General features: G+C 64.8%; 23 protein-coding genes. 13 read left to right on the top strand and 10 right to left on the bottom strand.

Translation table 11 applies throughout. From position 1 onward, the window contains the following. Positions 1–146 precede the first annotated feature (146 nt). From H1B27_RS18880 to H1B27_RS18865, 4 genes are all read right to left on the bottom strand, one after another. Positions 147–602, bottom strand: a complete 456-nt coding sequence (locus H1B27_RS18880) for a phasin (protein WP_061878177.1) — start codon at positions 600–602, stop codon at positions 147–149. A 222-nt stretch (positions 603–824) separates the two neighbouring features. Beyond that, positions 825–1,418 carry a GNAT family N-acetyltransferase gene (locus H1B27_RS18875; protein ID WP_197967075.1) on the bottom strand — a complete coding sequence of 198 codons (594 nt, stop codon included), beginning with the start codon at positions 1,416–1,418 and terminating at the stop codon, positions 825–827. Next, complete coding sequence (locus tag H1B27_RS18870; RefSeq protein WP_197967074.1) at positions 1,415–2,497, bottom strand: PHA/PHB synthase family protein; 1,083 nt, start codon at positions 2,495–2,497, stop codon at positions 1,415–1,417. The genes H1B27_RS18875 and H1B27_RS18870 overlap by 4 nt, the downstream gene beginning before the upstream one ends. Beyond that, a complete protein-coding gene (locus H1B27_RS18865; RefSeq protein WP_197967073.1) occupies positions 2,494–2,874 on the bottom strand; it encodes a hypothetical protein in 381 nt (126 codons plus the stop codon). Before H1B27_RS18865 ends, H1B27_RS18870 begins: the two co-directional genes overlap by 4 nt. 166 nt (positions 2,875–3,040) lie before the next feature. On the opposite strand from H1B27_RS18865, the gene H1B27_RS18860 reads away from it, so the two are divergent. After that, entirely contained in the window at positions 3,041–3,955 is a 915-nt protein-coding gene (locus H1B27_RS18860; protein ID WP_197967072.1) for an alpha/beta fold hydrolase, read from the top strand. Here H1B27_RS18860 and H1B27_RS18855 read toward each other — a convergent pair. From H1B27_RS18855 to H1B27_RS18830, 6 genes are all read right to left on the bottom strand, one after another. After that, complete coding sequence (locus H1B27_RS18855) at positions 3,952–4,626, bottom strand: spermidine synthase (protein ID WP_197967071.1); 675 nt, start codon at positions 4,624–4,626, stop codon at positions 3,952–3,954. The genes H1B27_RS18860 and H1B27_RS18855 overlap by 4 nt on opposite strands. A 30-nt stretch (positions 4,627–4,656) precedes the next feature. Further along, complete coding sequence (locus tag H1B27_RS18850; protein WP_197967070.1) at positions 4,657–7,893, bottom strand: bifunctional cytochrome P450/NADPH--P450 reductase; 3,237 nt, start codon at positions 7,891–7,893, stop codon at positions 4,657–4,659. Between the two features lie 131 nt (positions 7,894–8,024). Beyond that, positions 8,025–9,020 carry an alpha/beta fold hydrolase gene (locus H1B27_RS18845; protein ID WP_197967147.1) on the bottom strand — a complete coding sequence of 332 codons (996 nt, stop codon included), beginning with the start codon at positions 9,018–9,020 and terminating at the stop codon, positions 8,025–8,027. A gap of 9 nt (positions 9,021–9,029) precedes the next feature. After that, positions 9,030–10,580: a WS/DGAT/MGAT family O-acyltransferase gene (locus H1B27_RS18840; protein WP_197967069.1), complete on the bottom strand. Its 1,551-nt coding sequence runs from the start codon at positions 10,578–10,580 to the stop codon at positions 9,030–9,032. 47 nt (positions 10,581–10,627) lie between these two features. Further along, entirely contained in the window at positions 10,628–11,428 is an 801-nt protein-coding gene (locus H1B27_RS18835; protein WP_197967068.1) for an esterase/lipase family protein, read from the bottom strand. Beyond that, complete coding sequence (locus H1B27_RS18830) at positions 11,428–11,685, bottom strand: DUF6489 family protein (RefSeq protein ID WP_194388732.1); 258 nt, start codon at positions 11,683–11,685, stop codon at positions 11,428–11,430. The genes H1B27_RS18835 and H1B27_RS18830 overlap by 1 nt, the downstream gene beginning before the upstream one ends. A 304-nt stretch (positions 11,686–11,989) precedes the next feature. Here H1B27_RS18830 and H1B27_RS18825 point away from each other — a divergent pair, with 304 nt between their 5' ends. From H1B27_RS18825 to H1B27_RS18770, 12 genes are all read left to right on the top strand, one after another. After that, positions 11,990–13,585 carry an ABC transporter substrate-binding protein gene (locus H1B27_RS18825; protein ID WP_061878186.1) on the top strand — a complete coding sequence of 532 codons (1,596 nt, stop codon included), beginning with the start codon at positions 11,990–11,992 and terminating at the stop codon, positions 13,583–13,585. A gap of 104 nt (positions 13,586–13,689) precedes the next feature. Beyond that, positions 13,690–14,670 (top strand): ABC transporter permease, encoded by a 981-nt coding sequence (locus tag H1B27_RS18820; protein WP_197967067.1) that lies wholly within the window; start codon positions 13,690–13,692, stop codon positions 14,668–14,670. Positions 14,671–14,680: 10 nt separating this feature from the next. Continuing rightward, positions 14,681–15,652 (top strand): ABC transporter permease, encoded by a 972-nt coding sequence (locus H1B27_RS18815; protein ID WP_061878188.1) that lies wholly within the window; start codon positions 14,681–14,683, stop codon positions 15,650–15,652. 13 nt (positions 15,653–15,665) lie between these two features. Continuing rightward, positions 15,666–16,652: an ABC transporter ATP-binding protein gene (locus H1B27_RS18810; protein WP_197967066.1), complete on the top strand. Its 987-nt coding sequence runs from the start codon at positions 15,666–15,668 to the stop codon at positions 16,650–16,652. Then, positions 16,649–17,638 (top strand): ABC transporter ATP-binding protein, encoded by a 990-nt coding sequence (locus H1B27_RS18805; RefSeq protein WP_061878190.1) that lies wholly within the window; start codon positions 16,649–16,651, stop codon positions 17,636–17,638. Before H1B27_RS18810 ends, H1B27_RS18805 begins: the two co-directional genes overlap by 4 nt. An 86-nt stretch (positions 17,639–17,724) precedes the next feature. Then, a complete protein-coding gene (locus tag H1B27_RS18800; protein WP_197967065.1) occupies positions 17,725–19,530 on the top strand; it encodes a gamma-glutamyltransferase family protein in 1,806 nt (601 codons plus the stop codon). 9 nt (positions 19,531–19,539) lie between these two features. Beyond that, complete coding sequence (locus H1B27_RS18795; RefSeq protein ID WP_061878191.1) at positions 19,540–20,250, top strand: DUF1028 domain-containing protein; 711 nt, start codon at positions 19,540–19,542, stop codon at positions 20,248–20,250. Further along, a complete protein-coding gene (locus tag H1B27_RS18790) occupies positions 20,247–21,236 on the top strand; it encodes an ABC transporter ATP-binding protein (protein ID WP_197967064.1) in 990 nt (329 codons plus the stop codon). The genes H1B27_RS18795 and H1B27_RS18790 overlap by 4 nt, the downstream gene beginning before the upstream one ends. Before the next feature lie 175 nt (positions 21,237–21,411). Then, complete coding sequence (locus tag H1B27_RS18785) at positions 21,412–22,521, top strand: ABC transporter ATP-binding protein (RefSeq protein WP_061878193.1); 1,110 nt, start codon at positions 21,412–21,414, stop codon at positions 22,519–22,521. Between the two features lie 17 nt (positions 22,522–22,538). After that, positions 22,539–24,050, top strand: a complete 1,512-nt coding sequence (locus tag H1B27_RS18780; protein ID WP_197967063.1) for an ABC transporter substrate-binding protein — start codon at positions 22,539–22,541, stop codon at positions 24,048–24,050. A 160-nt stretch (positions 24,051–24,210) separates the two neighbouring features. Then, positions 24,211–25,152 (top strand): ABC transporter permease, encoded by a 942-nt coding sequence (locus H1B27_RS18775; RefSeq protein ID WP_197967146.1) that lies wholly within the window; start codon positions 24,211–24,213, stop codon positions 25,150–25,152. 3 nt (positions 25,153–25,155) lie between these two features. Next, complete coding sequence (locus tag H1B27_RS18770) at positions 25,156–26,043, top strand: ABC transporter permease (protein ID WP_197967062.1); 888 nt, start codon at positions 25,156–25,158, stop codon at positions 26,041–26,043. The last annotated feature ends 26 nt before the right edge of the window (positions 26,044–26,069 follow it).

The raw sequence follows: 26,069 nt of genomic DNA, 5'->3' as shown, positions 1-26,069 counted from the left end.
ATCGAACCCGGAATCTCGCTCCACAACCTCTGGATTCCGGGTTCGCCCTTCGGGCGCCCCGGAATGACGGTGGATGTGCTTACGGCAGCTCAAACAAAAGGCCCGCCGAAGCGGGCCTCAAATTCAGTTTCTACTCATGGGTCAAATCAGGCGGTCTTGTTGTAGACCTTGGCGAAATTGTCCTGAGCGGACTTCGCACCGTTGGCGGCGAGGTTGCCGAGATAGTCGGCGGTCGCCTTGGCACGCGAGACGAACACTTCGCCGCGGGAGCGGAGCAGGCTCGACTGGATCTCGACGGCTTCGCTGATCGACTTTGCCGATGCCAGCTTGTCGATGCCCGAGAAGAACGCCTCGGCGTCCTCGTAGATCGCCTGCTGGATATTGCGGCTGATCTTGCCGGCCTCGGCGACGGATTCGGCCACTGCGTTCTCGACAGCGGCGGTTACCCGCTCGGAGCCGGCGAAGGCCTCCGCGGCACGGTCCTTGGCAGTGTTGGCAGTCTTCTTGACGAATTCGCGGGCGGCCTCGGGAACTTCCAGATTCTGGATGTTCTTGAAAGCGTCCTTGAAGCCCTCGAAAGCGGTGTTGGTTTCAGTGGTCATGGGGTCCTCTCCATCCTCATTGATCTGAGCTATGGGCTCACCCCGTCCTCATTGGCCCGGGGCAACCATTTCTATGGCATAGTTAATTGTGCGACGCAACATTCATATTGCGACGCACCATCACAAAAATGTGATAGGCCTCGACAAGAGGCATCATGATGCCTCTTTAGCCAACAGGTCCGATGATCGGCCCGATTTGAGCCGAATGCTGAGCGGGCGCTCCTAGTGCTGGACAGCGCCCGGCACCCCATAAGCCTCCATCTGGGCCTGGACCTGCGCGATGTTGTGACCGAGCACGACGATGTCGTGGGTCTTGCCGTCGACATCCCGGACATGGTCGCGCAGCAGCGCCTCGGCCTTGAACCCGAGGCTTTCGAACAGGGCGATCGCCGCCTGCTGATCGACGGTCATCTGGACCGAGAGCTTCTCCAGGCCGGCGCCGAGCGCGAGTGCAAAGGTCTCCTGCGAGAGCGCCTTGCCCACTCCCTTGCCGCGGACATCGGGCGAGACCACCATCCGGATCTCGCCGACATGCGGCGACCAGGAATGCGGATCGCGCACCAGCGTGCCGCACCCGACCACCCTGCCCTCTCTCACCGCGAGCAGGCTCTGGATCGCGCCGCGCTGGATCTCCTTGACCCATGCAGACAGGACCTTCGGCTCGCTGATGTTGCGGGGGAGGAACAGCAGATCGTGGGTCAGCAGGCCCTTGCCGAAGGCCAGCACGGCGGCCTCGTCCGCAGGCGACATCAAGCGGATCTCGATGTCGCCGGCCTCGGTCTCGACCTGACGCGGGTAGGAACGCTGCTCACTCATGTCGATCTCTTTCCCAGCCAGGAATCCAGTTTCGGCCATAGTCGCTTCACCGCGTTGGCGCCCGCGACGAGAGAGACGTGACCACCCTTCAGGATCACCTCCTCCTTATCCGCCGAGCCGACCTTGGCGATCAGATGCTTGGCGGCCTCATACGGCACGATGTGGTCGTGCTCGGCGACCGCATGCAGGATCGGCACCGTGATATCGTCCAGCCGCGCCGCCCGGCCGCCAACCGACATGGTGCCGTTGAACAGCTTGTTGTCCCACATCAGGTCCTTGGTGATGGCTCGGAAATACTCGCCCGCCAGCGGCAGCGTGTCGGTCGCCCAGCGGTCGAACATGCGGTAGGACTTGACGAACTCGTCGTTCCAGATGTTCTCCCAAAGCTGGATCTGGCTCGCCGTGCGCGAGGCCGGGCGCAGCATCTCGAACGAGGACAGGATCATCTCTGGCGGCACGTTTCCCACGCTGTCGACGAGACGATCGACGTCGAAATAGCGGCGATCGGAGAAATTCGAAAACAACTTCATCTCGCGGAAGTCGATCGGCGTGGTGAAGCAGATCAAATTATTCATCGGCCCATCCTTGTGGATCGAGCCATAGAGCAGCGACAGCACGCCGCCGAAGCAATAGCCGATGACGGAGACGTCCTGCTCGCCGGAATCGGCTTGCACGCGGCGGATGCAGTCTGGGATGAAATCAAGGACGTAGTCCTCCATGCGCAGGTTCTTCTCCTCCGGCCGCGGGGCGCTCCAGTCCAGCATGTAGACGTCGTAGCCGCGCCTCAGCAGGAACTCGATGAAGCTCTGGCCGGGCACGAGGTCGAGGATATAGCCGCGGTTGGTCGTCGCCATCACGATCAGCACCGGCACGCGGTAGATCTCGTCCGACATCGGCCGGTAGTGATAGAGGCTCATGGTTCCGCGCGAATGCAGCACGTCCTTCGGTGTCGAGCCGAGCGAAGGGCCCGAGGTCGAGAAATACTCGACGCCCTTGATGCTGCGCTGGATCGCGCGCTGCACCTCGGACTGGATGCGCTCCGGGATGGACGCGAAATCGAGTCCCGTCGGCGCGTTCATTTTTGGTCTCCGCCTTCGGACGGCGGACGTTTCGTCCGCGGCGGCCGCGGAGCAGCGCCGCCCTGCTGCGCACCCGAACCGGCCGACATCTGGCTCAGCATCGACTTGATCTCGCCGAGTTGGCCTTCAATCGACTGAAGCCGTTCCGCGATACCGGTCATCTGCTCGCGGCTCGGCAGGTTCATGGAGAGCAGGTATTTCTCCATGAGATCGCCAAATTGCTTCTGAGCACCTGCAGCAACGCCGCCGGCGCGGTTCACGGCTTGCGAGAACTCGGGCGTCTCCATTGCCTTGGTCGCGAAGGAGTTGAAACCCTTCTCCATCTCGCCGACCATCTTCTGCCACAAGGCGACCGGATCGGTGATCTTGTCGGTCATCAGCATCCTCCCATGTGGAGGGCTTTTCACCCTTCTTTTCTCGCCATACCACACCGTTGCGAGATGCCGGTCAACCGGCAAGCAGCGGGCGCCGTGTCGCGCTCGCGGCTTCTTCGCGGAACGAAACCGTGCGATACAGCGGCGACCAGCAGGAGGGACCGCGCCCGTGACCGCCCATCAGCCGCCCCACACCGTCCGCGCCAACGGCATCGACATCTGCTACGAGACCTTCGGCAGCGACAATGCCGAGCCGCTGCTGCTGATCATGGGGCTCGGGGCGCAGATGCTCCATTGGGACGATGCGTTCTGCGAGCAGCTCGCCGCGCGCGGCTTCCGCGTGATCCGCTTCGACAACAGGGACATCGGCAAGTCGAGCCATCTCACGGGCGGCAAGCGCCTGACCCCGCTCGAGCTGCTGAAGCTGCGTTTCCTCAGGATTCCTGTGGCCGCAACCTACAAGCTGATCGACATGGCCAAGGACACGGTCGGCTTGATGGATGCACTCGGCATCAAGTCGGGGCATCTGGTCGGCGCCTCCATGGGCGGCATGATCGCACAGGAGGTGGCGCTATCGTTTCCGCACCGCGTGCATTCGCTGACATCGATCATGTCCACCACGGGCAATCCACGCATACCGCCGCCAACCCGCGAGGCCGCCGCGATGCTGATGGCGCCGCCGCCACGCAGCAAGGAGGAGTTCATCGTCCGCTTCGGCCAGACCTGGAAGATTTTGCGCGCCGGGCATTTCCCGGAAGAGGAAGCGCTCGATCCTGGCCGCGCCGAGCGCGTCTTCGCGCGCGGGCTCAATCCGGCCGGCGTCGGCCGCCAGCTCCGCGCCGTGCTTGCCTCCGGCAGCCGCAAGGAACGCCTGCATAGCGTGAAGACGCCGACGCTGGTAATCCACGGCACGGTCGATCCGCTGGTCCATCCCGAAGGTGGCAAGGACACAGCGGCGTCAATCCCGAATGCGAAGCTGCTGATGATCGAAGGTATGGGTCATGCCCTGCCGATGCGGTTCTGGCCCGAGATCATCGACGCGATCGACAAGCACGCGCACGGGGCAGCGGCGCAGGCGGCTTAGGTCTTCCGCGCGATCCAGATCACGTGGCGCGCGCCGCCGCCTCTGCCGGTGGCGCGGACGTTGATTTCGTTGACGTGGAAGCCGGCGCTGCCGAGCCGCTTGGTGAAGGCCGGGTTGGGGCCCGACGACCACACCGCGAGCACGCCGCCCGGACGCAGCGCCGTCTTCGCCGCCTTCAACCCGCTCGCATCATAGAGGGCATCGTTGCCTTTCCGGGTCAGCCCTTCCGGCCCGTTATCAACGTCGAGGAGAATGGCATCGAACGCCGAGCGCTGCGCGCGGATAATCTCGCCGACGTCAGTTTCCCGGATGCTCACCCTGGCATCATCGAGACTGTCGCCAAAGACCTCCGCCATCGGACCTTTCGCCCAGGCCACCACCGCGGGCACGAGCTCGGCGACAATGATCTTCGCCTTGCTTCCGAGCACAGCGAGCGCCGCACGCAGTGTAAACCCCATGCCGAGGCCACCAATGAGGATGACGGGTTTCGCGACCTGCTCGATCTGCTTTGCCGCGAGCGTCGCAAGCGCGGCCTCCGAGCCCGACAGGCGATTGTTCATCAGCTCGTTGGTGCCGAGCTTGATGGAAAACTCCTTGCCCCGCCGCATCAGGCGGAGCTCCTCGTTGGAGCCGGGGATCTTGGCGGTGTCGATCTTTTCCCAGGGAATCATGCCAGACGTTTAGCACGATCGGGCGGGCCGTCACCCACCCGCCCAGACATCCAGCACATACCGGTTCTTCGCGCCCATCTCCTCGATCCAGCGCGCAGCCGCGGCAGCGTCGCTGCCGGTCTTCTCGCGCTGGATCGCAACCAGCGCGGCCTTCACATCGGGCTCCATCCTGCCGCCGTCGCCGCAGACATAGATGATGGCGCCCTGCTCGATCAATGGCCAGGCCTTGTCCTTCTGGGCGGCGAGCACATGCTGCACATAGGTCTTCGGTCCATCCGCGCGCGAGAATGCCGTGAAGAGCTCGGTGATGCTGTCGGCCGCCAGTGCCTTCAGCTCATCGGCATACAGAAAATCCTGATCCGGGTGACGGCAGCCAAAGAACAGCATGGCCGGGCCGAGCGCGGCGCCTCTGACCTTGCGCGCGGCGCGCTCCTGGAGGAAGCCGCGGAACGGCGCAAGCCCCGTGCCCGGTCCGATCATGATGATCGGCACGGAGGGATCATCGGGAAGCCGGAAACCGGCCTTGGTCTCACGCACGGTGGCGTAAATCACGTCGCCCACACGCCGGTTGGCGAGATAGTTCGAGCAGATGCCCTTGTAAGTGCCCCGGCCCGAGGCGGCCGGCCCCTCGACCACGCCAACGGTGATGCTGCAACGCGCCGGATCGACCGATGGCGATGACGAGATCGAGTAATAGCGCGGGGCCAGCAGCGAGAGCATCTCCAGATAGACGTGGAACGGCAATTCGCAGGCGGGATATTCGAGCAGCAGATCGAACACCGATTTGCGCCTGGCCAATATCTCGCCGTGATAGCGCTCCAGCGTTTCAAGCTCCTCGCCGACGAAGCCCAGCAGCTTCGGCTTGGTCACAGGGCACCGGGTGTGCTCCGCCATGATCTGGATCTGCTTGCGCGTCGCGACCTGCTGAAGTTCGACGAACTCGCTGAGCAGGCGGCCGACCGACACGGCCTCGCCGACCGGCAATTGCGCACGACGGCCCTCGGCGACCTGCAATCTGATCTGGTCGGCGGGCAGGAATCCGAAGCGGCGGGCCACCGAATCCACCAGCGTCGGGTCGTTGCGCGGAACCACGCTCAAATGATCGCCGACGCGGTAGGTGATGTTGGCGGGCAGCTGCACCTCGATGTGACGCGTCGAACGCTCCGACGGATTGGGGCCGCTCTTGTTCTGAAGCTCGTCGTTGGTCAGCACCTTCATCGCCACCGCGCCGCCCTGGGCGACGATGGTGTTGACGGCGGTCACCGCCACCGGCTCGATCGCGTAGAGCGGATCGTCCTCGGCGGTGCGGGTGAAATTCCAGTCGATACCGAACTCCTTGGTCGCGACCTGGGCTGCCGCCGGGAACCATTTTTGGAACTGGCCGTCGAGATCGCTGCGCGCATCACCCTCGCCGCGCGGATAGACCGCGCGCGCGCCATGCTTCGACAATTGCTCATCGATGAAGCGCGGCACCGATTGATAGGTCGCGGCCCAGTCGCTGTTGCCGCAGCCGAACACCGCATAGCGTACGCCGGCAAAGACGTCCTTCGGCAGATCCTCACCGAGCCATTTGACGAACTGCGTGGCGTTGTCGGGCGGCGCCCCGTTATAGGAGGCGCAGATGATCAGCACACCGCCCTCCTGCGGCAGCTTGCCGACATAGTCGTCGAGCGGTCCGAGATGCACGGCAAAGCCGTTGATCTCGGCGAGGTCCGCCATGCGCGTCGCCAGCTCTTCGGCCGTGCCGAGATTGGAGCCGTAGAGCACCAGCATCGGCGTGTTATGGCCCGGGCGCGCGGTCGGCTGACGCGGCGCCTTCGGCGCCAAAGCCGCCGCAGCGACCGGCCCACCATAGGCGCCGCGCTCGCGATCGGCGCGCGGACGCACCTTGATCTTGAAGCCTTCCGGCTTGATCGTCAGCGTTTCCTTCAGGTGCATCTGATAGCGCTGATGGTCGATCAGCTTGAAGCGCTGGAGGATCATGCCAAGCGCGAGCGCAGCCTCGTGCATGGCGAAGCCACGGCCGATGCAGGCGCGCTGGCCGTTGCCGAACGGCTTCCACGCATTGATCGGCCGTTTCGCTTCCGCCTCGCGGCTGAAATTCTCGGGATCGAACACGTCCGGGTTCGGCCCCCAGACAGAGGGATCGCGATGCAGCGCGGTCACCAGGATGGTGGTGAAAGTGCCCTTTCTGAGCTTGTACTTGCCGCCACCGATGCTCTCGTCCTTGAGCGGCGAGATGCCGTAGGCCGGCGCGGGCGGCCACAGCCGCAGCGCCTCCTTCAGGATCTGCGTGATGTAGGTGAGCTGCGTCACCTGCTGATAAGTCGGCTTCGCATTGACATCGGGGCCGAAGACGCGATCGACCTCGTCATAGGCCTTCTTGAGAATGTCGGGGTGCTTGAGCAGCGCATAGAGCGTGTAGGACAACAGGCCGCTGGTGGTCTCGTGGCCCGCGATCAGGAACGTGTTGATCTGGTAGCGGATATTGACGTCGTCGAGCTGCTCGCCGGTCGCGCGGTCGACGCCGGTCATCATCGCCGCGAGCATGTCCTTCTTGTCGTCGATCCCCTCCGCGATCTTGCGACGCTCGGCGATGATCTCGTCGACCATCTTGTTCATGAAGGCGACGTCTTGGGCCAGCGTCCTGCGGCGCTTCTGCATCCAGAGCTGCTCGAATGGCAGGCCGCGCGTCATCATGATGGTTTCGAGAGAGCGCACCAGCGATTCGACGAAGGGATGGTAGTCGCGCCGGTAGAACGAGTTGAAGCGGTATTCGAAGCCGCACAGGCCGATCGTATCCAGCGTCAGCGCGGTCATGTCGTGGACGACGTCGATCTCGTCATCGGCGTTGAGCCGCCCCCATTTCTGGACGAGCTGCTCGGCGATATCGACCATGCTCCCGTGGTAGGACTGCATGGCGCGGTTGCCGAACGGCTGGAGCAGGATGTTGTGCGCCTTGCTCCAGTTCGGCTCTCTGGTGTCGGCCGTGAACAGGCCGTCGCCGCCGACCGCACGCACGCGCCGCAGCGCGCCGCGCACCGTCTTGTCGAACCGCTTCTCGTCGGAGAGCTCGTCGACGAGATCGTGGCCGGAGACGACGACGATCGGCGAGCCCATCATGTCGAGCCAGAAGATCGGACCCAGCTCCTTCGCAAGCCGCGTCAGGTGCTGCACGGGAGCGGACGAATCCAGCGACAGCATGTTGCCGACCACGGGCTGGGTCGGCGGATGCGGAATCGGGTCCAGACGATTCTTGGATGACATTTGAAGCGCTTCCCCCCTCTTGCCGTCATTCCGGGGCGATGCGCAGCATCGAGCCCGGAATCTCGAGATTCCGGGTCCGGTCCTTCGGCCCGTCCCGGAATGACGTCTGACTTACGTGGACGACCGGATCCTCACCCAAACCGCCTTCTACGCCATTCGATCAGCTTGGCGCTGACCTCTTCCGGCTTCTCCTGCTGTGTCCAATGGCCGCTGTCCTTCACCAGATATTTCTCGAGATCGCCGATCAGCTTCTCCATGCCGTCGGCCGCCGAAGGCGGCAGCACCGCATCGTTCTCGGCCATGATCATCAGCGACGGCACATGGATGTAGTGGTCGAGCCCCTTCGCACGTTCCCAATTGCGGCTGAAGTTGCGGTACCAGTTGATGCCGCCGGTGAAACCGGTCTTGGTGAAGGTATCGACAAAGACCTTCTTCTCGTCGGCGGACAGGATCGGTTTGCGCGGATCATGTCTGGCGTCGTAATTCGCGATCATCTGCGGGAAGGCCAGGTTGATGCGGGGCGAAGCGCCGATGCCGGCAATCGGCTGTTCCTCGGGCGCACCCGGCGGGCGCGCGGCCGGCTTGCGCATGAAGGCGTCAAAGGTCTGCTCGACGCGGCTGCCAAAGATCCTGTCCGGCTCACGCGCGGGGTCCTGGAACTGGACGATGTACATCTGATCGCCGAAGCGCTGCCGGAACAGCGCGATGGGGTCGATCGGCGCGCGGTCCCAGTGCGGGGTGTTGACTCCAACGACACCGGCGACACGCGTGGGATGCCGCAGCGGCATCTGCCAGACGACGAAGCCGCCCCAGTCGTGACCGACGAAGATCGCCTTGCCGATGTTGAGATGATCGAGCAGACCGACGAGATCGCCGGTCAAATGCTCCATGTCATATTCCTCGACCGCCTCGGGTCGGTCGGTCGCGCCGTAGCCGCGCTGGTCGGGCGCGATCACCCGGATGCCGGCCTCGCTCAGCGCCTTGATCTGGTGACGCCAGGAAAAGGCGAGCTCCGGCCAACCGTGGCACAGCACGACCGGCGGCTTGTCGTCGACCGGGCCCGCCTCGTAATAGCCCATGCGGATTCCGTTCGTCTGTGCGAACTTGAGCGGCGGCATTTCAATCATCATGGCTTCCTATTCCGCCGCGCCCTTGATGTCGGCGGCCGGCGGCGCATAGGCGGCCTCCAGCGCGGCAAACTCCTCCGGCAGCATATCGCACATCACCTGCACATGCGGAATGATGTTGGCACCGACGATGAAACCGAAGTCGAGCTGGTCGCGATAGCTCTGCACGGTGATGTTGAGGGCCTGCCCGTGCGTCGAGATCGAGACCGGGAAGATATGCAATAGCTCGGCACCGGCGGCATAGAGCGTCTGCCGCGGCCCGGGCACGTTGGACACTGTGATGTTGGCCGCGGGCGGCAGCACGTCGGAAAGATTTGAGCGGCTATAGAGCAGCGCCAGGATCTGCACCATGATCGGCGCGCCCAGCATCGAGATGTTGGAGACCTGCGGCATCAGGGCGCGCAAGGGGTGCGACATCTCCTTGGACTTGGTCGATTGCGCGATGATCGCCTCCAGCCGCGCCTTGGGATCCTCGAGGTTGGTCGCGATCGCGCATATCATGCCGAACACCTGGTTGTTGGCCTCGGTGTTGCCTTCCTCGCGCAGCGAGATCGGCACGGCGGCGGTCAGGGATTTCGCCGGCAGCGTGCCATATTGCAGGAGGTAGCGCCGGACCACGCCGGAGGCCAGCGCCAGCACCACGTCGTTGAGCTTGCCGCCGGCCCGCTTGGCCAGGGCCTTGGCCCGCGACAGCGGGATCGACACGCCGGCAAAGCTTCGCTCCGACGAGATCGTCTTGTTCAGCATGGTCGGCGGCGACACCATGCTGGCGAGGCTCTCGCGCGACTTGGGATCGGCGACCTTGCCGAGCACGTCGGAGACGCTCTTCAGCACGGTCGGCATATTGCCGGCGAAGCGCACCGCGCTTTCGATCTGGTACATCGCGTTGTCGAACAGGATCGAGCCGATGTCGCTCTTGCCAGTGCGGGGCAATTGCAGGTTCTTCGCGGCCTGCGAAGCGTCGAGCGGCTGAGAGAAGAGCTGCTGATAGGAATCGAGCAGGTTCGCGGCGATGTCGCGCGGCTCCTGTCCGGGCTTGCTTCCAGCCGTGGGCGGATCGACCTTCCGCGGGATCGGGGAGATGTCGTAGATCATGTTGGTCAGCGCCGCGCCGGCGCCGCCGTCGATCGCGGCATGATGCATCTTGGAATAGAGCCCGACCTCATTGTCCTTCATGCCCTCGAACACGTAGAACTCCCAGAGCGGGCGGGCGCGGTTCAGGGGCTTGGCGTGCATCCAGCCGACGATGCGTTCGAGCGTGGCGCGGTCGCGCGGTTGCGGCAGGCTGGCGCGAAAGATGTGACGGTCGATGTCGAACTGGTCGTCCTCGACCCAGGAGGGATGATCGATGTCGAGCGGCGCCTTCTCCAGCCGCGCCTTGAGGATCGGCGCGATGTGCAGGCGCGAGAGGATCATCGCCTTGAAGTCTTCGAAGAAGTCGCCCTTGTAGTCGTCGGGCAGGCGGAAGATCGCCATGCTGCCGACATGCATCGGCATCTCCGGCGTTTCCAGATAGAGAAACGACGCGTCCAGCGACGACAGCTTCTTCCCGTCGGCCATGGTTCCCTCCCGCAGGATCTGACGGGCACCTTGGACGGCGCTTCTCGTCAGGCCGATACTGCCTGTTCCGGCGGGGCATATGCAATGGCAAACGGCCCGGCCCGGTCAAATGGACGGAATTCCCCCTCCGGTTGCGCCAGGCGGTCCGCCACGGCCCACAGCGCCGCGGGGTTGACCCCAAGCCCGATATGGCTCGCCAGGTGCACCTCGATGTTCTCGGCACGCGCGGAAGGACGAAGCAGGCAGGTCCGCCAGTTCACGACGCCGTCGGCGCGCGAATAGATCGACGTCGTCGGCACCGGCAGATCTCCGGCGATCGCCTCGCGCGCTTCGGCAAAATCCTCGACCCGCTCGCCTGACATCGCCTCGTAAAGCCGCGTGGCGTTGGTCGCCCGCACGTCGTTGGCGAAAGGGCTGCCGAGCGTGATGACGTAACGGACCTTGTCGGGTGCCCAAAGCGCGAGGTCGCGGGCATAGACGCCACCGAGGCTCCACCCGACCAGGCTGACCTTCCGTCCGCTCGCGGCATGGATTTCGGCCAGGCGAGTACGCAGCGAATCTCGCATCCGCCCGAGCCCACCGAGATTGCGGCCCATCCGCCAGGCATGTGCCTCATAACCGAGCTCGCTGAGATAGCGCCGCATCGGCACCATCGACAGGTCGCTGGCGAGAAAGCCCGGCAGCGCCAGCACCGGATGGCCGTCGCCCCTCGGCGCGCGCATCAGGAGCGGCGACAGCAGCAGGCTCGCATTCAATTCGAACAGTCCACGGGCTTCGGCCAGCAGCAGGCCGAGACCTGGCGGACGAAGCCGCCCCGATTCCAGCGCCCCGTCCGGTCCGGTCGACACTATTTTTTCTTGTCGCCGCTGCGGGTGCCGCCGAGGCCGGCCATCGCGACGAACATGTCCTGAAATCGCTCGGCGATCTTGGGATCGAAGGTGAACCAGCTCTGGATCAGGGATTCCGGCGAGACCTTCTCGATGTTGCTGAGAACCTGCTGCTGCAACTTGTCCATCACCGCAGCCTGCATCGGCGCCACGTCCGGCAGACCGAAGAACTGGCGGGCCTCGAGGGGGGTGCAGTCGATTTCGATGTTAACCTTCATGTCCCCTCCAGATGAGATTCGAGCGGCCTGTCGGAGTATCGCCGCGAGTTGTGGTGCAACGCAAGCGACCTGATGCCGGCGCGACATGCTCCGTCCGGCAATCAGCCGGCATGGTCAACCAAAGTCGGAAGGCACGGCCCTCCATGCCTGGCGACACGGTCAGCATTGCTGCACAGCGGCGCAACTTGGCGCGTTCCTTGCTGGAATGGCGCTTGCACGGGTCGATAACTCTGGGCAACATGGATCAGTCAGCCCCGCCGAACAATCAAAAATCACCGGCGTGGCAGTGCGGAGAGGGTCAAGAATGTCAATCGGTCAAAGTCTGTTTGCGGCGGCGCTCGCCGGTGCGCTTGCGTTGGCGGTCTCGCCGGCGTCAAGCCAGACGCTACGTTATGCCAATCAGGGTGACCTGAAGTCGCTCGATCCCTACACCCTGAACGAGAGCACCACCCACGCCCATCTTGGCCACGTCTATCAGGGCCTCACCGCGCGCGACAAGAACCTCAAGATCATTCCGGCACTGGCGGAAAGCTGGGAAACGCCGGAGCCGACCCGCTGGCGCTTCCATTTGCGCAAGGGCGTGAAATTCCACAACGGCGATCCCTTCACCGCCGACGACGTGCTGTTCTCGGCCGACCGCGTCCGCAAGAAGGGGTCCAACATGCAGACCCGCCTTGCGCCCGACGTCAAGGTGGTCAAGGTCGACGACTACACCGTCGATTTCATCCTGCCCTCGCCCAATCCCATCCTGCATAACTCGTGGGATGTCTGGTACATCATGGACAAGAAATGGGCCGAGCAGAACAACGTCGTCGATCCGACGCCGGTGGCGGCGACCACGCCGAGCTACGCCTCGCTGCACGAGAACGGCACCGGTCCCTTCATCATCGAGAGCCATCAGCCCGGTGTGAAGACGGTGTTCAAGGCCAACCCCAACTATTGGGGCAAGGTCGAAGGCAATTTGAAGGAGATCATCTTCACCCCGATCGCCTCCGACGCCACCCGCGTCGCCGCGCTGCTCTCGGGCGAAGTCGACGTCATCGAGCCGGTGCCGATCCAGGACATCTCCCGCGTCGATTCCAGCCCGAATGCCCAGGTGCTGAAGGGACCGGAGCTGCGCACCATCTTCATCGGCTTCGACCAGACTCGCGATGAGCTGCTCTACTCCAACATCAAGGGCAAGAACCCCTTCAAGGACGCCCGCGTCCGCGAAGCCTTCTACAAGGCCATCGACATCGAGCTGATCAAGACGCGCGTGATGCGCGGCCTGTCGACGCCGTCGGCACTGATGATCGCGCCGGAATTGTTCGCGCTCTCCAAGGATTTCACGCGGCCGAAATTCGATCCTGACGGCGCCAAGAAGCTTCTGACCGAGGCCGGTTACCCCGACGGTTTCGAGGTCACCATGGACTGCCCGAACGATCGTTACGTCAACGACGCCGCGATCTGCCAGGCCGTCGTCGGCATGCTCGCGCGCATCGGCGTCAAGATCAATCTGCTGGCGCAGCCGAAGGCGCAGTACTTCGCCAAGGTGCTCAAGCAGGGCGGCTACCAGACCTCGTTCTACCTGCTGGGCTGGACGCCGAGCACCATGGATTCCCATAACGTGCTCTACGACATCATGGGCTGCCGCGATGATGCGAAATCCTCGCGCGGCGAGGCCAATCTCGGCGGCTACTGCAACAAGGAGTTCGACGCCATCACCGACAAGGTGCTGGTCGAGACCGACACCGCCAAGCGCAACCAGCTGATCAAGCAGGCCTATGAAATCGGCATGAAGGACTGGGCCTACATTCCGCTGCACCAGCAGGCGCTGGCATGGGGCGTATCGAAAAAGGTCAACCTGCCGCAGCGCGCCGACAATCTGGTCATGTTCCACTGGGCGACCAAGAAGGAATAGCGTCAGTTGAACACAGGGTCCCGGTCGCGTGAGGCGTCCGGGACCATTCCTTTTCCGGCCGACAAAGAGGTCAGCCGCACGCACACCCAAGGACAGTGGAAGGCATGCTCGCTTTCACTCTTCGCCGCGCCGTTCAGGCCCTCGGCGTCATGTTCGCCGTCGGCATCATCGCGTTCTCGATGTTCCGCTTCGCCGGCGACCCCGTCAACCAGATCGTCTCGATCGATACTTCGGCGGCCGAGCGCGCGATCGTGCGCAAATCGCTCGGCCTCGACGATCCCGTGCCGGTACAGTTCGCGCGCTATTTCGCCGATGCCGCGCAATTCAAGTTCGGCGTCTCCTACCAGTTCCGCCAGCCGGTCTCGGCGCTGTTGATGGAGCGTATGCCCGCCACACTGGAGCTTGCGATCTGCGCGACCGTCTTCGCGATGGTGTTCGGCATCCTGATGGGCGTCTATTCGGCGCTCAAACGCGACACGGTGCTGGCCAAACTGTTCCAGGCCGTTTCGCTTGTCGGCATCTCGCTGCCGACTTTCCTGATCGGCATTCTCCTGATCTATCTGTTCGCGGTGACATTGGGCTGGTTGCCCTCGTTCGGCCGCGGCGAGGTGGTCAAGCTCGGCTGGTGGACGACGGGCCTGCTCACGCTGTCAGGACTGAAGGCATTGATCATGCCCTCGATCACACTCGGCCTGTTCCAGATGACCCTGATCATGCGACTGGTGCGCGCGGAGATGCTGGAAGTGCTGCGGACCGACTATATCCGCTTCGCCCGAGCGAGGGGATTGACCACCCGTGCCATCCATTTCGGCCACGCGCTGAAGAACACGTTGATTCCGGTGATCACGGTGGCCGGTCTTCAGTTTGGCTCGGTTATTGCATTTTCCATCATCACCGAAACCGTGTTCCAGTGGCCGGGCATGGGACTTCTGTTCGTCCAGGCCGTGCAAAATGTCGATATCCCGATCATGGCCGCCTACCTGCTGATGGTCTCGCTGATCTTCGTCACCATCAATCTGGTGGTCGACATTCTCTATACCGTGGTCGATCCGCGCCTGCGCTCGACCGTCGGTCGCGCCTCATAAGGCAGCCTGCATGTCCGACGCCGTCGTCTCCAGTTCCGACAAGCAGAACGCGCAGCCGGCGCATGCGGCCCGCGGCTGGCTCAGCCGCACGCTCGACAGCGACATCTTCTATTCGTTCCGCCGTTCCAAGCTCACCATGGTGGCGGCGGCCATCACGGTCTTATTCTTCCTGCTCGCGATCTTTGCATCCGTGCTCGCGGTGCAGAACCCGTTCGATCCGGCGCAGCTGCAATTGATGAATTCGCGGATCTCGCCGCTGTGGACCGCCGACGGCCAGAGCCCGTTCCTGCTCGGCACCGACGAGCAGGGCCGCGACGTGTTCTCTGCCATTCTCTACGGTATGCGCATCTCGCTGGCCGTCGGCGTCGCCGGCGTGATCTTCGCCGGCGCGCTCGGCATTGCGCTCGGCCTGATCGCCGGTTATTTCGGCGGCGCAGTCGACGGCGTGATCATGCGGATCGCCGACGTGCAACTCACCTTCCCCGCCATCCTGATCGCGCTGCTGGTCAACGGCATCGCGAAATCGATCCTCGGCAACCGGCTCGACGCCACCAGCATGCTGGTGGTGCTGGTGATCTCGATCGGCCTGAGCTTCTGGGTGGGGTACGCGCGGACGGTGCGCGGCTCCGTGATGGTCGAGAAGAACAAGGACTACGTGGCTGCCGCGCAGCTGATCGGCCTGCCTGCACCGAAGATCATGCTGCGGCATGTGCTGCCGAACACGATGGGGCCGATCCTGGTCATCGCCACGATCAACCTTGCGCTCGCCATCATCACCGAGGCGACGCTCTCCTTCCTCGGCGTCGGCCTGCCCGACACGATGCCATCGCTCGGCACGCTGATCCGCATCGGCAACAACTACCTGTTCGCCGGCGAATGGTGGATCGTCGCCTTCCCCGGTTTTGCGCTCGCCGCCCTGATCCTCTCCATCAACCTGCTTGGCGACTGGCTGCGCGACGCGCTCAACCCGAAGCTTCGATGAGTACGCCTCGCCCATGACCGAACCCGTTCTCTCCGTGCGCAACCTCCAGGTGGAGTTCGCCTCCCGCCGAGGCACGTTGCGCGCCATCGACGACGTCTCCTTCGACATCGCCAAGGGCGAGGTGCTCGGCGTCGTCGGCGAATCGGGCGCCGGCAAGTCCGTCACCGGCCTCTCGGTAATCGGGCTGATCGATCCGCCCGGCCGCATCGCCGGCGGCGAGATTCGTCTCGCGGGCCTGCGCATCGACAATCTGCCGCCGGAGCAGATGCGCCGGATCAGGGGCAAGCGCATCGGGATGATCTTCCAGGATCCCCTCACCTCGCTCAATCCGCTGTACAGGGTCGGCGACCAGATCGTGGAGACGATCCGGACGCATCTCAATCTGTCGGAGCAGGCGGCGCGCCGCCGCGCCATCGACCTGCTCGCCGAAGTCGGCATTCCCGCACCCGAAAAGCGCATCGACGGCTATCCGCACGAATTCTCCGGCGGCATGCGCCAGCGCGTCGTGATTGCGCTCGCGATCTGTGCCGCGCCGGAGCTGATCATCGCGGACGAGCCGACCACCGCGCTCGACGTTTCCGTGCAGGCCCAGATCATCTCGCTGATCAAGCGGCTCGGGCGCGACCATGGCACTGCGGTCATGCTGGTGACCCACGACATGGGCGTGATCGCGGAAACCTCGGACCGCGTCGCGGTGATGTATGCCGGCCGCATCGCGGAGATCGGCCCGGTGCAGGATGTCGTGCGGAACCCGCTGCATCCCTACGCCAAGGGCCTGATGGGGGCGATCCCGACGCTTGCGGGCGAGGACAAGCGCCTAGTGCAGATTCCCGGCTCCATGCCGCGGCTGTCGGCGATCCCGCATGGTTGCTCGTTCAATCCGCGCTGCGCCTTCGCCTTCGATCGCTGCCGCGTGGAGCGGCCGGAGCCGCTGCCGCGCGGCGCGCAATCGGTCGCGTGCCATCTCTACGACACTATGCCGGCGGAGAGCGCGGCATGAGCATTCCCTTCGTCCAGGCCACCAATCTGCGGCGCGTTTTCGACGTCTCGAAACCCTGGCTCAACCGCGTGCTCGAAGGTGGTCACCTCGAATACCTCAAGGCGGTGGATGGCGTCACTTTCGACATCAGAAAGGGCGAGACGTTTGCTCTGGTCGGAGAATCCGGCTCCGGCAAGACCACGGTGGCGCGGATGGTCGTCGGTCTCCTGCCGCCAAGTTCCGGCGATGTCCTGATCGACGGCGTCTCGATGACCGATCCGCGGCAGGCGCCGGCGCGGCGCAAGCTGCGTCGCCGTATTCAGATGATCTTCCAGGATCCCTATGCAAGCCTGAACCCGCGCTTCCGCGTGGACGCCATCATCTCCGAGCCGATCCGCGCCTTCGACCTGATCCAGGGCGAACGTGACATCCAGGCCCGCGTCGGCGAGCTGCTCAGCCTCGTCGGCCTGCATCCCGACGACCGGCTGAAGTTTCCGCATGAATTTTCCGGTGGCCAGCGCCAGCGCATCGCGATCGCGCGCGCGCTCGCCTCCGACGCCGAGTTCATCGTCTGCGACGAGCCGACCTCGGCGCTCGACGTCTCGGTGCAGGCGCAGATCCTGAACCTGATGCGCGACCTCCAGGACAAGTTCGGCCTGACCTACATGTTCATCAGCCACAACCTCGCCGTGGTCCGCCACATGGCGAGCCGCGTCGGCGTGATGTATCTCGGCCGCATCGTCGAGATCGCGGAAGGACGCGAGCTGTTTGCCCGCCCGCGCATGCCCTACACCAAGATGCTGCTGGGCGCGGTGCCCGATCTCGCCATGAGCGGCCGCCAGCGCATTCCGGTCAAGGGCGAGATCCCGAACCCGATCAATCCGCCCCCGGGCTGCGCCTTCAATCCGCGCTGTCCGCTGGCGTTCGATCTCTGCCGCAAGGAGACGCCGGAACTGATCGACGGCGTCGCCTGCCACGCCGTCAACACCGCGCCGGTCCCGGCGTGACGCGCGCGTGCCATGCAGCCTGCGCATTTGGCGGCAGCGTGGCCCTGTGATCAATTGCGCGCGCCGGAAATAAGGTGGTGAAGTTCATGGGCAGCAATATCAATCCCGATCCGTTCACGACGAGGCCCGAGATCGAAGGCACGTTCGGGGTCGTCGCCACCACGCACTGGATTGCGACCGCCGTCGGCATGGCCATCCTGGAAAAGGGCGGGAATGCTTTCGATGCCGGCGTCGCCACCGCCTTCACGCTCCAGGTGGTCGAGCCGCATTTGAACGGTCCCGGCGGCGACGTCCCCATCATCGTTCACGACGTGAAGCGCGGCCGCCCCGAGGTGATTTGCGGTCAGGGCCCGGCACCCGCGCGCGCCACCATCGCACATTACAGAAGCGAAGGCCTCGACATGGTGCCCGGCACCGGCCTGCTCGCCGCCTGCGTTCCCGGCACTTTCGAATCCTGGATGATGCTGCTGCGAGACTACGGCACGATGCGCGTGCGCGACGTGCTGGAGCCTGCGATCTCCTACGCCCGCGACGGCTATCCGCTGGTCGAACGCGCCTGCGCCACGATCCAGACCGTCGAGCAGCTGTTCCGCAAGTATTGGCCAACCTCGGCCGCGGTGTATCTTCCAGACGGTAAGGTGCCGAAGCCCGGCACGCTCTTCACCAACAAGACGCTGGTCGCAACCTACGCCCGCATCCTCAGCGAAGCCGAGAGCGGCGGTGGGGGCCGCGACGCCGAGATCGAACGCGCGCGCAAAGCCTGGTCGCAAGGTTTCGTCGCGGAAGCCATCGACAAGTTCTGCCGGACGCAGGAGGTGATGGACGTCAGCGGCTCGCCGCATCGCGGCGTGCTCTCGGCCGACGACATGGCACGCTGGCAGCCGACGATCGAGGCGCCGCTCACCTACGATTACGGCCGTTACACCGTCTGCAAGGCCGGCGTCTGGAGCCAGGGGCCGGTGACGCTGCAACAGCTCGCTCTGTTGAAGGGCTTTGCGCTCGACGGGCTCGACCCGACCGGACCGGAATTCATCCATCTCCAGATCGAATGTGCCAAGCTCGCCTTCGCCGACCGCGAGAAATTCTATGGCGATCCCAAGTTCAACGAGATTCCGATCGGAACGCTGTTGTCGGATGCCTACAATGACGAGCGGCGCAAGCTCATCACCGACAAGGCTTCGCTCGATCTCCTCCCCGGTTCAGTCGAAGGCTTTGGCGGCGAGGTCAAGCTGCGCCGCGCCGAGGGCCAGCGCGAGGCCGTCGGCGCGCTCGGTGCCGGCGAGCCGACGGTAGGGCGCTTCGGCGAGGTGCGCGGCGACACCGTGCATTTCGACATCATCGACAAGGCCGGCAACATGGTGTCCTCGACGCCATCGGGCGGATGGCTGCAATCCTCGCCAATCATTCCCGAGCTCGGCTTCTGCCTCGGCAGCCGCGCCCAGATGTTCTGGCTGGAGGAAGGTCATCCCGCCGCGCTCGCGCCGGGCAAGCGGCCACGCACGACGCTGTCGCCGACCATGGCATTGCGCGATGGCGAGCCATATCTCGCCTGGGGCTCGCCCGGCGGCGACCAGCAGGACCAGTGGATCACGCAGTTCTTCCTGCGCCACGTTCATTGCAATCTGAATCTCCAGGAGGCAATCGACGCGCCGGCCTGGCACTCCGAGCATTTCCCGATCTCGTTCTGGCCGCGCACCGCCCGCCCCGGCGTGCTCGTGGTCGAGAACCGCGTGCCGAAGGCGACGATCGAGAACCTGCGCGAGCGCGGGCATATCGTCGAGGTCGGTCCCGACTGGTCGGAAGGCCGCCTTACCGCGGCCTCGCGCGTCGGCGTGCGCCGCCGCGCCGCCGCCAATCCCCGCGGCATGCAGGGCTACGCCGCAGGACGCTGAAGGTAGCACATGACCTGGTCGATCATCGCGCGAGACCCTGCCACCGGCCAGTTTGGCATTGCGGTAGCGACCCGCTTCTTCGCCGTCGGCGCGAGGGTCCCCTACATCGCCGCCGGTGTCGGCGCTATCGCAACGCAGGCCTTCGTCAACCCCTATTACGGCATCGACGGCGTCAAGCTGCTGCGCGAAGGTTTGAACGCGCATGACGTGCTCGCCACCCTGCTCGCGACCGACGACGGCCGCGAGAGCCGCCAGATCCACATCATGGATGCCAGCGGCGAGATCGCCGCGCATACCGGGCGCGATTGTGTCGACTGGTGCGGTCACATCGCGGGCAGCGGCTTCTCGATCGCAGGCAACATGCTCGCCCGCGCCGACGTGCTCGATGAGACGGCAAAGACCTACATCGCCAATGACAGCCTCCCCTTCCCGCGCCGCCTGCTCGCGGCGATGCGCGCGGGCGAAGCCGCCGGCGGGGACAAGCGCGGCAAGCAGTCCGCCGCGCTCCTGATCCACGGCGAGGAGGAATGGCCGGCGCTCGACATTCGCGCCGACGATCATCCCGATCCGCTGGGCGAACTCGAACGGCTCGAGCGAGTCAGCCACGAGCTCTGGGTGCATTTCCGCGCGTCCATGCCGACGCGGCAGAACCCGGCCGGCAACACCGATCGCAGCGTCATCGACGCCAGCATCGCAGCAGCGCGGGCAAGGCGATCATGAGCCCAAGTCCCCTCATCGAGATCAGGGATCTGCGCATCCGCTTTCACGGCGACGACGGCCGCGTCACGCACGCCGTCGACAGCGTCGATCTCAGTGTCGCCCATGGCGCCACGCTCGGCCTCGTCGGCGAATCCGGCTGCGGCAAGAGCGTGACGTCGCTGGCCATCATGGGCCTCTTGCCGAAGCAGAGCGCCGAGATATCAGGCGCGATCCGCTTCGACGGTTTCGACCTGTTGAAGACCCCGGACCAGATCCTGCGCGACCTCCGCGGCAACCGGCTGGCGATGATCTTCCAGGAACCGATGACCTCGCTCAACCCGAGCTTCACGATCGGAGACCAGATCACCGAAACGATCCTGCGCCATCGCGGCGGCTCGCGGAAGAGTGCGCGGAACCGCGCACTCGAGCTGCTGCGCCGCGTCCACATCCCATCGCCCGAGCGGCGCATCGACGAGTATCCGCACAAGCTCTCAGGCGGCATGCGCCAGCGCGTCATGATCGCGATGGCGCTGGCCTGCGACCCGCGCCTCCTCATCGCCGACGAGCCGACGACCGCGCTCGACGTCACCCTGCAGGCCCAGATCCTGGAATTGATGCGCGAGTTGAAAGCGGCGAGCGGCGCCGCGATCATCCTGATCACCCACGATCTCGGCGTCGTCGCCGAGGTCTGCGATGAGGTAGCCGTGATGTATGCCGGCGAGATCGTCGAGCGCGCGCCGGTGGACGAGCTGTTCTCGGCTCCGCAGCATCCTTATACGGTCGGTCTGCTCGGCTCGATCCCGCGGCTCGACCATCGGGCCGAGCAGCTTGCGACGATCGAAGGCATGGTTCCGAACATGGCGCAGCCTCCCGCCGGCTGCCGCTTCGCCGCGCGCTGTCCCTTCATGCTGGATGCCTGTACGAAGGCGCCGCCGCCGCTGCTGGAAGTCGGCCCCGGTCACCTCTCGCGCTGTATCCGCGCGCCGCTCGAACTCCTGGTGTCGTGATGGCCTCGTTCTCCCGTCTCGTGCCCCGGGCGCAGCGCAGCACAAGCGCAGCGCGGTGGTGTGCTGCTGAACCGGGGCCCATGTGGCGGCAATCTGGGTCCCGGTTCAGCGTCGCAACACTTCGTGCTGCGCCGCGCCCGGGACACGAGATCGGTACTTGCGGGGTGCAGAAGCAATGAGCTCTCTTCTCGAGGTCGAGGGCCTGGTCAAGCATTTCGTCGCCGAGCGCTCGCTGTTCGGCCGCGCATTGGCGCACGTCAAGGCCGTCGATGGCGTTTCGTTCTCGCTCGACGCCGGCAAGACGCTGGCCCTCGTCGGCGAATCCGGATGCGGCAAGTCCACCGTCAGCCGTCTGGTCTTGCGGCTGATCGAGCCGGATGCGGGCGCGGTCCGCTTCGACGGCCGCGACCTGCTCTCGCTCGACGCCAACGGCTTGCGCGCCTTCCGCCGCGAGGCGCAGATCATCTTCCAGGATCCCTACGCCTCCCTCAATCCGCGCATGACGGTCGGGCAGATCCTGACCGAGCCGCTGACGCTGCACTATCTCGTTCCGGCGTCGCGCCGATCCGAGCGTGTCGCCGAGCTGCTGCGGCTGGTCGGGCTGGAGCCGCGCCTCGCCCGGCGTTACCCGCACGAATTCTCCGGCGGTCAACGCCAGCGCATCGCCATCGCGCGCGCACTCGCGGTCGAGCCGAAGCTAATCATCTGCGACGAGCCGGTCTCGGCGCTCGACGTCTCGATCCGCTCGCAAATCCTGAACCTGCTGCGTGAGCTGCAGGACCGGCTCGGTCTCGCCTACATTTTCGTTTCGCACGACCTCGCCGTGGTCAAGCACATCGCCGACCACGTCGCGGTGATGAATCTCGGCCAGATCGTCGAGACCGCGGAGGCGAACGCGCTGTTCGCCGCGCCGCGCCATCCCTACAGCCGGGCGCTGCTGTCCGCGATCCCCGTGCCTAAACCGCGAGCAAAGAGCAGCCGGATTGTGCTGCAGGGAGAGATCCCCAGCGCGCTCAATCCGCCGCCGGGATGCCGCTTCCACACCCGCTGTCCCTATGTCATCGACCGCTGCCGCAGCGAAATGCCCCAGCTCAAGCCGGATGGCATCGGACATGCAACGGCCTGCCACCGAACATCGGAATTGCCCTCCTCGGAGGCGATCGTCCCCATGGACGGCGGCTTCTCGCCGGTCCTGGAAAAACTGGTCGCAGCCTTCAGCGGCGGGCCGGAAGCAGCACGCGGCGGCCGGGTTCGTTCATTGGGGGCGGCCCCAACATCGCCGTGAAACAGAGGTTGAGAACGATGAGCTTTATGCGTTTGACAATCCTGGCGTCGGCATTGCTGACGTCACTCGCGGGCACAGCCCAGGCGCAGACCACGCTTCGCATCGGCATCGCCGAAGACCCCGACATCCTCGATCCCAGCATCGGCCGCACTTATGTCGGTCGCATCGTCTTCTCCGCGTTCTGTGACAAGCTGTTCGACATCGACGAGAAGCTCAACATCGTGCCACAGCTGGCGTTGTCCTACGAGACATCGGCCGACGGCAAGGCCATGACGATCAAGCTTCGGCCCGGCGTCAAATTCCACGACGGCGAACCGCTGGACGCGGAAGCCGCGAAATTCTCGATCGAGCGTCACATGACGCTGCCGACCTCGTTCCGCAAGTCCGAGCTCGCCAGCGTCGACCACGTCGAGGTGGTCGATCCTCTCACCATCAAGCTGGTGCTGAAGACGCCCTACTCGCCGCTGATCGCCCAGCTCACCGACCGCTCCGGCATGATGGTCTCGCCCAAGGCTGCGAAGGAGGCCGGTGACAAGTTCGGCCTGCATCCGGTCTGCGCCGGTCCATACAAGTTCGTCGAACGCGTCCAGCAGGACCGCATGGTGTTCGAGAAATTCGCCGACTACTGGAACAAGGACAACATCCACATCGACCGCGTCGTGTTCCAGCCGATCGTCGACGCCACCGTGCGCCTCGCCAATCTGAAATCCGGCGCTCTCGACCTGATCGAACGCGTGCTCGCCACCGACATCAAGGACGTCCGCGCCGATTCCCGGCTCGTATTGTCGACCGCGCCGGAGCTTGGCTATCTCGGCCTGACCATCAACATCGGTAACGACAAGAACAAGGGCCCGCTGAGCCAGTCGGCGAAAGTCCGTCAGGCGCTCGACCTTTCCATCGACCGCGAGGCTCTCAACCAAGTCGTGTTCAACGGAGAGTTCACTCCGGGCAATCAATGGGTCAGCCCGACGCATCCCTATTACCAGAAGGCATTCCCGGTTCGCGGCCGCGACGTTGCCAAGGCCAAGGCGCTGCTGAAGGAAGCGGGTGTCACCCTGCCGGTGACGGTGGACTACATGATCCCGAAGGGCGCGGAGAACGAGGCCGTCGCCCAGGTCGTCCAGTCGATGGCGGCGGAAGCCGGCTTCGACATCAAGATCCGTGCCGTCGAGTTCGCGACCACGTTCAAGCAGGCGCAGGCTGGCGAGTTCCAGGTGTTCCAGATCAACTGGAGCGGTCGCATCGATCCCGACGGTAATTCCTACATCTTCATGCGCAGCAAGGCGCCTCAGAATGACGGAGGCTATTCCAACCCCGAGGCCGACAAGCTCTTGGAAGAAGGGCGAGCGACAGCGAACGTCGACGAGCGCAAGGCGATCTACGCCAAGCTGACCAAGATCCTGCTCGACGACCTGCCGATCATCTACATCTATCACCGCACGCTTCTGATCGCGCACACCAAGAAGCTCGACGGCTACCGGCAGATGCCCGATGGGCTCGTGCGCGTGGTCGGGCTGAAGTTCAAGTGATCGATCTGATGACGACGATGGCGTGTCCCGGACGCGGTGCAGCGCATAAGCGCTGCTCCGCGGAGCCGGGACCCACGGCAGCAGCGAACCGCGGCCATTGGGTCCCGGTTCAGCAGCGCAACATTGCATGTCACGCAGCGCCCGGGACACAAGCCGCACCATGCTGAACTTCCTCGCCCGCCGGATCGCGCAGATCGTACCGACGCTGTTCTTCGTGTCGGTGCTGATCTTCTCGCTGCAGCAATTGCTGCCCGGCGATCCCGCGCTCGTGATGGCCGGCGAGGAGCGCGATCCCGCCGTGATCGAGCAGATCCGCCAGCAGTACAAGCTCGATCAGCCAATCCCGGTGCAGTACGTCTACTGGCTCAGCGGCGTGCTGACAGGCAATTTCGGCGAGTCGCTGCGCAACAAGATGCCGGTGCGCGAGCTGATCGCACAGAAACTGCCGGTGACGCTGCAGCTCGGCTCGATGGCGATCCTGATCGCGTTCTGCATCGGCATTCCCGCCGGAATCATCTCCGCTGTGAAGAAAGGCACGGCATGGGACTATGGCGCCAATCTTTTCGCGCTTTGGGGCATCTCGACGCCGAATTTCTGGCTCGGAATCCTCCTGATCTTCCTGTTCTCGATCAAGCTCGGCTGGCTGCCGGCCTCGGGCTACGTGCCGCTAACCGAGGACTGGCGCGCGAGTCTCGCCGCCACCATCATGCCGGCCTTCGTGCTCGGCAACGCGATTTCCGCGATCCTGATGCGACACACCCGCAGCGCCATGCTCCAGGTACTGGAGAGCGACTATGTCCGCACCGCTCGCGCGAAGGGTCTTTCCGAGCGCTCGGTCATCCTCAAGCACGCCATGCGCAATGCGCTGACGCCGATCATCACGCTCGGCGCGCTCGAGCTCGGCACGCTGCTGTCGGGCGCGGTGCTGACCGAGCAGATCTTCTCCATTCCCGGCTTCGGCAAGCTGATCGTGGACGCCGTGTTCAATCGCGACTACGCCGTGGTGCAGGGCGTGGTGCTGGTGACGGCCACGGTTTACATTACCTTGAACCTCGTCGCCGACGTCGCCTATGTCCTCGTCAATCCGCGGCTGAGGGGCTAGGCGATGACCGACACTGCGCTGCCCGCCAGCCCCGCCGCCCAAGCCTACGAGCTGGACAGCCCGGCGCGCCGCGCCCGGCGGCGGCTGTTCAAGCGCAAGGCGGCCGTGTTCGGGCTCGTCGTGATCACGGTATTCATCCTCCTTGCGGCGCTCGCGCCACTCGTCGTTCCCTACGATCCGATCGCGACGAGCTGGAGCCTGGTGCGCAAGCCGCCGACGGCGGCGCACTGGTTCGGCACCGACGAGCTCGGCCGCGACATCCTGAGCCGCGTCATCTACGGCGCGCGCGCCTCCCTCCTCGCGGGTCTCATCTCGGTCGCGATCGCGCTCGGCATCGGCGTGCCGCTCGGCCTTCTCGCCGGCTATCGCGGCGGCTTCACCGACGCGCTGATCAGCCGGATCACCGATGCGATGCTGGCCTGCCCGTTCCTGATCCTGGCGATCGCGCTCGCCGCATTCCTCGGGCCGAGCCTCGGCAATGCCATGATCGCGATCGGCATCTCGGCGACCCCGATCTTCATCCGCCTGACCCGTGGCCAGGTGCTGGTCGTCAAGGCCGAGGACTATGTCGAGGCCGCGCGGGCGCTTGGCAATCCGCCGTGGCGGATCGCGTTCTCCCATATCCTGCCGAACATCCTGCCGGCGCTGCTGGTGCAGGCGACACTCTCGATCGCCGCCGCCATCATCGCGGAAGCCGCATTGTCGTTCCTGGGCCTCGGCCAGCAGCCGCCCGCGCCGTCCTGGGGCAGCATGCTCAACGCCGCGCAACGCTTCCTGACGCAGGCGCCCTGGATGGCGATCTGGCCGGGCCTCGCGATCTTCCTCGTGGTTCTGTCGCTGAACCTGCTCGGCGACGGCCTTCGCGACGCGCTCGATCCGCGGCAGCGCTAGAGCCTTTTCCGTTCCGATGGAATCGG

Origin of the sequence: Bradyrhizobium diversitatis (assembly GCF_016031635.1) — a bacterium.
GTDB classification, from domain to species: Bacteria; Pseudomonadota; Alphaproteobacteria; order Rhizobiales; family Xanthobacteraceae; genus Bradyrhizobium; species Bradyrhizobium diversitatis.
Note: the sequence above shows the minus strand (reverse complement) of the source record. Positions and strands in the feature narration are given on the sequence as shown.

What these genes read in the sequence shown, in the direction of transcription:
- H1B27_RS18880 (WP_061878177.1), bottom strand. Translation starts at nt 602, where the DNA reads ATGACCACTGAAACCAACACCGCTTTCGAGGGCTTCAAGGACGCTTTC.
- H1B27_RS18875 (WP_197967075.1), bottom strand. Translation starts at nt 1,418, where the DNA reads ATGAGTGAGCAGCGTTCCTACCCGCGTCAGGTCGAGACCGAGGCCGGC.
- H1B27_RS18870 (WP_197967074.1), bottom strand. Translation starts at nt 2,497, where the DNA reads ATGAACGCGCCGACGGGACTCGATTTCGCGTCCATCCCGGAGCGCATC.
- H1B27_RS18865 (WP_197967073.1), bottom strand. Translation starts at nt 2,874, where the DNA reads ATGACCGACAAGATCACCGATCCGGTCGCCTTGTGGCAGAAGATGGTC.
- H1B27_RS18855 (WP_197967071.1), bottom strand. Translation starts at nt 4,626, where the DNA reads ATGATTCCCTGGGAAAAGATCGACACCGCCAAGATCCCCGGCTCCAAC.
- H1B27_RS18850 (WP_197967070.1), bottom strand. Translation starts at nt 7,893, where the DNA reads ATGTCATCCAAGAATCGTCTGGACCCGATTCCGCATCCGCCGACCCAG.
- H1B27_RS18845 (WP_197967147.1), bottom strand. Translation starts at nt 9,020, where the DNA reads ATGATTGAAATGCCGCCGCTCAAGTTCGCACAGACGAACGGAATCCGC.
- H1B27_RS18840 (WP_197967069.1), bottom strand. Translation starts at nt 10,580, where the DNA reads ATGGCCGACGGGAAGAAGCTGTCGTCGCTGGACGCGTCGTTTCTCTAT.
- H1B27_RS18830 (WP_194388732.1), bottom strand. Translation starts at nt 11,685, where the DNA reads ATGAAGGTTAACATCGAAATCGACTGCACCCCCCTCGAGGCCCGCCAG.
- H1B27_RS18825 (WP_061878186.1), top strand. Translation starts at nt 11,990, where the DNA reads ATGTCAATCGGTCAAAGTCTGTTTGCGGCGGCGCTCGCCGGTGCGCTT.
- H1B27_RS18820 (WP_197967067.1), top strand. Translation starts at nt 13,690, where the DNA reads ATGCTCGCTTTCACTCTTCGCCGCGCCGTTCAGGCCCTCGGCGTCATG.
- H1B27_RS18815 (WP_061878188.1), top strand. Translation starts at nt 14,681, where the DNA reads ATGTCCGACGCCGTCGTCTCCAGTTCCGACAAGCAGAACGCGCAGCCG.
- H1B27_RS18810 (WP_197967066.1), top strand. Translation starts at nt 15,666, where the DNA reads ATGACCGAACCCGTTCTCTCCGTGCGCAACCTCCAGGTGGAGTTCGCC.
- H1B27_RS18805 (WP_061878190.1), top strand. Translation starts at nt 16,649, where the DNA reads ATGAGCATTCCCTTCGTCCAGGCCACCAATCTGCGGCGCGTTTTCGAC.
- H1B27_RS18800 (WP_197967065.1), top strand. Translation starts at nt 17,725, where the DNA reads ATGGGCAGCAATATCAATCCCGATCCGTTCACGACGAGGCCCGAGATC.
- H1B27_RS18795 (WP_061878191.1), top strand. Translation starts at nt 19,540, where the DNA reads ATGACCTGGTCGATCATCGCGCGAGACCCTGCCACCGGCCAGTTTGGC.
- H1B27_RS18790 (WP_197967064.1), top strand. Translation starts at nt 20,247, where the DNA reads ATGAGCCCAAGTCCCCTCATCGAGATCAGGGATCTGCGCATCCGCTTT.
- H1B27_RS18785 (WP_061878193.1), top strand. Translation starts at nt 21,412, where the DNA reads ATGAGCTCTCTTCTCGAGGTCGAGGGCCTGGTCAAGCATTTCGTCGCC.
- H1B27_RS18780 (WP_197967063.1), top strand. Translation starts at nt 22,539, where the DNA reads ATGAGCTTTATGCGTTTGACAATCCTGGCGTCGGCATTGCTGACGTCA.
- H1B27_RS18775 (WP_197967146.1), top strand. Translation starts at nt 24,211, where the DNA reads ATGCTGAACTTCCTCGCCCGCCGGATCGCGCAGATCGTACCGACGCTG.
- H1B27_RS18770 (WP_197967062.1), top strand. Translation starts at nt 25,156, where the DNA reads ATGACCGACACTGCGCTGCCCGCCAGCCCCGCCGCCCAAGCCTACGAG.